Origin of the sequence: Streptomyces oceani (assembly GCF_001751245.1) — a bacterium.
Lineage (GTDB): Bacteria > Actinomycetota > Actinomycetes > Streptomycetales > Streptomycetaceae > Streptomyces > Streptomyces oceani.
Genome location: NZ_LJGU01000135.1, coordinates 122,815 through 125,337, shown reverse-complemented (window position 1 = coordinate 125,337; position 2,523 = coordinate 122,815). Strand labels below are relative to the sequence as shown.

3 protein-coding genes are annotated in these 2,523 nt (G+C 73.6%); all 3 read left to right on the top strand.

The window, feature by feature from the left end:
• Positions 1-22: 22 nt before the first annotated feature.
• Positions 23-892 (top strand): hypothetical protein, encoded by an 870-nt coding sequence (locus AN216_RS19165; protein ID WP_420855771.1) that lies wholly within the window; start codon positions 23-25, stop codon positions 890-892.
• Entirely contained in the window at positions 889-2,163 is a 1,275-nt protein-coding gene (gene mycP, locus AN216_RS19160; protein ID WP_079166752.1) for a type VII secretion-associated serine protease mycosin, read from the top strand. Before AN216_RS19165 ends, mycP begins: the two co-directional genes overlap by 4 nt.
• Before the next feature lie 70 nt (positions 2,164-2,233).
• Positions 2,234-2,523: SseB family protein (locus AN216_RS19155; protein WP_139140955.1), on the top strand; the 290-nt coding region annotated here is incomplete at its 3' end.

Below are 2,523 nucleotides of genomic sequence, written 5' to 3'. Positions count from 1 at the left end.
CGTCAGCGCCGGCCACGGTGCCCTGGGCGGCGCGGGGCCGTCGCGCTGCGCGGCCGGGCCACCGACCTTCCGGTTGCGGCCGGTTCCCGCCGCCGGGCGTCAACTCCCGCCTCTGCGCAGGCTCGTCGCGGTGGTGTGCCTCGTCCTGGGGGTCGGACTCGTCGGCGGCGTGGGCACGGGCTTCTGGTTCACCGACGACGCGGGCGCCGAACCGGCGTCCGAGGCGGCGTACGACGAAACCCGGCAGCTCTGGCACGAGGTACCGGTCGACACGCTCTTCCCCCGCACCATCGAGGCCGACGGGGACGGCCCGGGGCAGGCGGACCGGGTCTGGAAGCGCGTCGCGGTGGCCCCGGACAGCACCTGCGCGCGGGCCCTCGACCCCCTGCTGGGCAAGGCACTCGCGCCGGTGGGCTGCGAGCGGCTGGTACGCGCGACCTACACCGACGACACGCACAGCAGCGTCACCACCGTCGGACTGCTCTTCACCGAGGCGGACCGGAACGGGATGCACGGGCTCCAGCAGCGCTTCCGTAAGCAGAAGCTCAGCGAACGAGCCGACCTGATGCCCCGGACCTACCCGGCCCGGGGGACCGTCGCCGCGGAGTTCGGTGACGCCCAGCGGGCGAGTTGGACACTCGACGTGCTTACCGACGCCCCGGTGGTGGTGTACGCCGTCTCCGGCTTCGCCGACGGCCGTACGGTCGGTGATCCGCAACCGGCGGCGGACGCCGCCGCGAAGGGCCAGACCTCCGGCCCGGCGCAGGCGGGGTTGGGGCACGCGGCGCGGAGCGTCGCCGACCGTGTCGAACGCGGCCTCCGGCAGCAGTTCCCCGAATCCGCCAGCACCGACCCCGCCGACACTGACTCCGACTCGGAAAGCTCCTCATGACAGCCAGCCGCGTGCCCCAGCGGCGTCGTGCCCGCGCGCCACGCCGGGCCCTGGGCCTTCTGCTCGCCCTGCTGTGCGCCATGGGCGCCATGGTGACCAGTACCGGAGGCATGGCGTGGGCCGCCGACGGAGAGGGCGTCCAGGACCGTCAGTGGGGTCTGAAGTCCGTCAACGCCCCCGAAGCGTGGAAGACGACCAAGGGGAGGGGCGTGACGGTAGCGGTCCTGGACACCGGCGTGGACCCCGACCATCCCGACATCCGGGGGTCGGTGCGCGCCGGCAAGGACCTGGTCGGCTTCGGCGCGCGCCCGGGTGATCCGGAGTACGGCAGGCACGGGACCGCCATGGCGGGCCTGATCGCCGGGCACGGGCACGGCGAAGAGCGTGCTGAGGGCATGCTCGGGGTGGCCCCGGAGGCCACGATCCTGCCGGTACGGGTGCTGCTGGAGAGCAAGGACCCACGGCACGAGAAGGCGAGGAAGACCCGCGGTGGCGCACTGGCCGAGGGGATCAGGTGGGCGGCGGACCACGGCGCGGACGTGATCAACCTTTCGTTGGGTGACGACAGCGACTCCGCCCACCCTGAGGCCCGGGAGGACGCGGCCGTCCGCTACGCGCTCAAGAAGGGCTCGGTGGTCGTGGCCTCGGCCGGGAACGGCGGGGAGGACGGCGACCACGCGTCGTATCCGGCGGCCTACCCCGGCGTGATCGCGGTGACTGCGGTGGATAGCCAGGACGCCCGCGCCTCCTTCTCCACACGCCGTTGGTACGCGACCGTGGCCGCCCCGGGCAAGGACGTGATCATCTCCGAACCGGACGGTCGGTACTACGAAGGGTGGGGCACCAGCGCCGCGGCGGCCTTCGTCTCCGGCGCCGTGGCGCTCGTCCGGGCCGCGCATCCCGACCTGGCCCCGGCACAGGTCAAGAAGCTGATCGCGAGCACCGCCCGGAACACTCCGGAGGGTGGACGAAGTGACGCGCTCGGTACCGGCATCGTCGACCCGGCCGCCGCCATCGAGATGGGCTCCCACGCGACGCGCGGCGCCTCCGCGAGTCAGCAGGGCGACAACGACGGGAGCGAGGGGAGCGGCGGGAACAAGGACGATGAGCAGGAAGGGGAAGCCGCCGAGCAGCGCTACTTCGGCGGCGGACCCTCGGAGGAGGAGCACGACGTCACCTGGCTCGCGCTGACCGTGGGTGCCTGTGGCGTCGCGCTGATAGCGCTCGCGTGCGCGCTGCTGCGTGGCGTACGCCCGCGTACGTGGGGATGACGCGCGGGCTCCGCTCGGCTGTCCGGGGACGGCACGCGGCACGCACCCGGTCGAGAGGTAGGCTCGCCGCGTGCCGCTGAAGAACATCCCCGACTCCGGTTTCGCCGACGACGACGGCTCCCCGGACCCCGCGCTGGCCGCGGCGCTGGCGGCCTGGCAGGCCGACGCCGGCGCGGAACCGGGGCTGCTGTCCGCGCTCGCCGGGGCACGGTTGCTGATTCCCGTGGTCGCGCTGCTCGACCAGGTGGAAACCGGTGGGGACGGACTCCGCCGGGAGAAGTCCAGCGACATGGCGGTGCCCACCCTGACCGCTCCGGGCGGACGGCGCGCGCTGCCCGCCTTCACCTCCCTGGACAGCCT

Bases quoted from the DNA above. Each gene is read 5' to 3' on its own strand.
- mycP (WP_079166752.1), top strand. From the start codon at position 889: ATGACAGCCAGCCGCGTGCCCCAGCGGCGTCGTGCCCGCGCGCCACGC.